This is a genomic window from Antarcticirhabdus aurantiaca (assembly GCF_009765365.1).
GTDB lineage: Bacteria > Pseudomonadota > Alphaproteobacteria > Rhizobiales > Rhizobiaceae > Antarcticirhabdus > Antarcticirhabdus aurantiaca.
The window spans coordinates 1-2,270 of record NZ_VTOM01000052.1 but is presented as its reverse complement, the minus strand read 5'-3'; the positions used below and the strand labels follow the sequence as shown (position 1 = coordinate 2,270).

General features: G+C 69.8%; 2 protein-coding genes. Both read right to left on the bottom strand.

What is annotated here, in order from left to right; genetic code table 11:
• Position 1 precedes the first annotated feature (1 nt).
• Positions 2 to 1,183, bottom strand: coding sequence for a Gfo/Idh/MocA family protein (locus FZN60_RS28450; RefSeq protein WP_158877768.1), 1,182 nt, complete (start codon positions 1,181 to 1,183; stop codon positions 2 to 4).
• Positions 1,184 to 1,206: 23 nt separating this feature from the next.
• On the bottom strand, positions 1,207 to 2,265 hold the full coding sequence (locus FZN60_RS28445; protein WP_158877770.1) for a sugar phosphate isomerase/epimerase family protein: 1,059 nt from the start codon (positions 2,263 to 2,265) through the stop codon (positions 1,207 to 1,209).
• Positions 2,266 to 2,270 lie beyond the last annotated feature (5 nt).

The window sequence follows — 2,270 nt, the reverse complement described above, 5'->3', positions numbered from 1 at the left end:
GCTATTCGAACTGTGTCCAGGTATTTGCGTTGTTTGAGGATCGGATGGCGGTTTCGATGAAGCGCATGCCGTTAAGGCCGTCGGCGAGCGTCGGGAAGGTCACGGCCGGGTCGGGCGCGCGGTTCTCGCGCGCGGCCAGGATCACCTCGGCGACCTCCGAATAGATGTTGGCAAAGCCCTCCAGGTAGCCCTCCGGATGCCCGGGCGGAATGCGCGACACGCGCCGGCTCGCCTCGCCCGCGCCCGCCCCGTTGCGGGTGACGAGCTGCTTCGGACTGCCGAACGGCGTCACCCACAGCTGGTTCGGCTCCTCCTGGCGCCATTCCAGTCCGCCCCTGGTGCCGTAGACCTTCAGCGACACCGCGTTCTCGTTGCCCACCGCCACCTGGCTCGCCCACAAAAGCCCCTTGGCCCCGCCGCGATAGCGAAGCAGAACCCGCACGTCGTCGTCGAGCGCGCGCCCCTCCACGAAGGTGGTCAGCTCGGCCAGCAGCGATTCCGGCTCCAGCCCCGAGACGAAGGCGCCGAGGTTGAAGGCGTGCGTGCCGATGTCGCCGATGCACCCGCCGCCCCCGGAGCGCTTCGGGTCGGTGCGCCATTCCGCCTGCTTGGAGCCGGACAGTTCCGCCCGCTCGGTCAGCCAGTCCTGCGCGTACTCCATCTGGACGAGCCGGATCGTGCCGAGCTCGCCGGCCTGAACCCGGGCTCTCGCCTCGCGCACCATGGGATAGCCGGTGTAGTTGTGGGTGAGGGCGACGATGCGCCCCGTTTGCCTCTGCAGCGCGATCAGCGCCTGCGCTTCCGCCACCGAGACGGCGAGCGGCTTGTCGCAGATGACGTGGATGCCGGCCTCGAGAAAGGCTTTGGCGGCCGGCGCGTGCATGTGGTTGGGCGTGACGATCGACACCGCCTCGATGCCGTCGGGCCGGGCGGCCTCGGCCTTTGCCATCTCGGCAAAGGAGGCGTAGGCGCGCTCCGGGTCGAGCCCGAGCGCCTCGGCCGAGCGTCGCGCGCGCTCAGGGTCGGAGGACAGGGCGCCGGCAACGAGGGTGTAGCGGTCGTCGAGGCGCGCGGCGATGCGGTGGACGGCGCCGATAAAGGCGCCCTGTCCCCCGCCCACCATGCCGAGGCGGATGCGCTCCTGCCTGCTGCTTGTCGGGCTGCGTCCGGCTTCGATGGCCATGATCAAGGGTCTCCCGGTTTCGTTCAGCGCTCGAGGCCGAGCATGCGGCGGTTGGCGGCCTCGTCGGTGCCGGCCCCGGCGAAGTCGTCGAAGGCGCGCTCGGTGACGCGGATGATGTGGGCCTCGATGAAGGGGGCGCCCTCGCGCGCGCCGTCCTCGGGGTGCTTGAGGGCGCATTCCCATTCCAGAACCGCCCAGCCGTCGAAGCCGTGCTGGGTGAGCTTGGAGAACACGCCGCCGAAGTCGACCTGCCCGTCGCCGAGCGAGCGGAAGCGCCCGGCTCGGCGAACCCAGGGCTGGAAGCCGCCGTAGACGCCCTGGCGCCCGGTCGGGTTGAACTCGGCGTCCTTGGCGTGAAAGGCGCGGATGCGCTCGTGGTAGATGTCGATATAGGCGAGGTAGTCGAGCTGCTGCAGGACGAAGTGGGAGGGATCGTAGAGGAGGTTGGCGCGCGAATGGTTGCCGACGCGCTCGAGGAACATCTCGTAGGAGTCGCCGTCGTGGAGGTCCTCGCCCGGATGGATCTCGTAGGCCACGTCGACGCCCATCTCTTCGGCATGGTCGAGGATGGGGCGCCAGCGGCGGGCGAGCTCGTCGAAGGCGGCTTCCACGAGGCCGGCGGGGCGCTGGGGCCAGGGGTAGACGTAGGGCCAGGCGAGGGCGCCGGAGAAGGTGGCGTGGGCCTTGAGGCCGAGATGGCGCGAGGCGGTCAGCGCCCGGCGGACCTGGTCGACGGCCCAGTCGGTGCGGGCTTTCGGGTTGCCGCGCACCTCAGGCGCGGCGAAGCCGTCGAAGGCGGTGTCGTAGGCGGGGTGGACGGCGACGAGCTGGCCCTGGAGGTGGGTGGACAATTCGGTGACGGCGAGGCCGTGCGAGGCGGCGATGCCGGCGATCTCGTCGCAGTACCCCTTCGACTCGGAGGCCTGCTTGAGGTCGAAGAGGCGCGCGTCCCAGGTCGGGATCTGCACGCCGCGATAGCCGAGCGAAGCCGCCCAGGCGCAGATCGCCTCGAACGAGTTGAACGGCGCCTCATCCCCCGCAAACTGCGCCAGAAAAATCCCAGGTCCCTTGATCGTCTTCATGCCGG

Excerpts from the sequence above, each read along its gene's own strand:
- FZN60_RS28450 (WP_158877768.1), bottom strand. The coding sequence starts at position 1,183 with ATGGCCATCGAAGCCGGACGCAGCCCGACAAGCAGCAGGCAGGAGCGC.
- FZN60_RS28445 (WP_158877770.1), bottom strand. The coding sequence starts at position 2,265 with ATGAAGACGATCAAGGGACCTGGGATTTTTCTGGCGCAGTTTGCGGGG.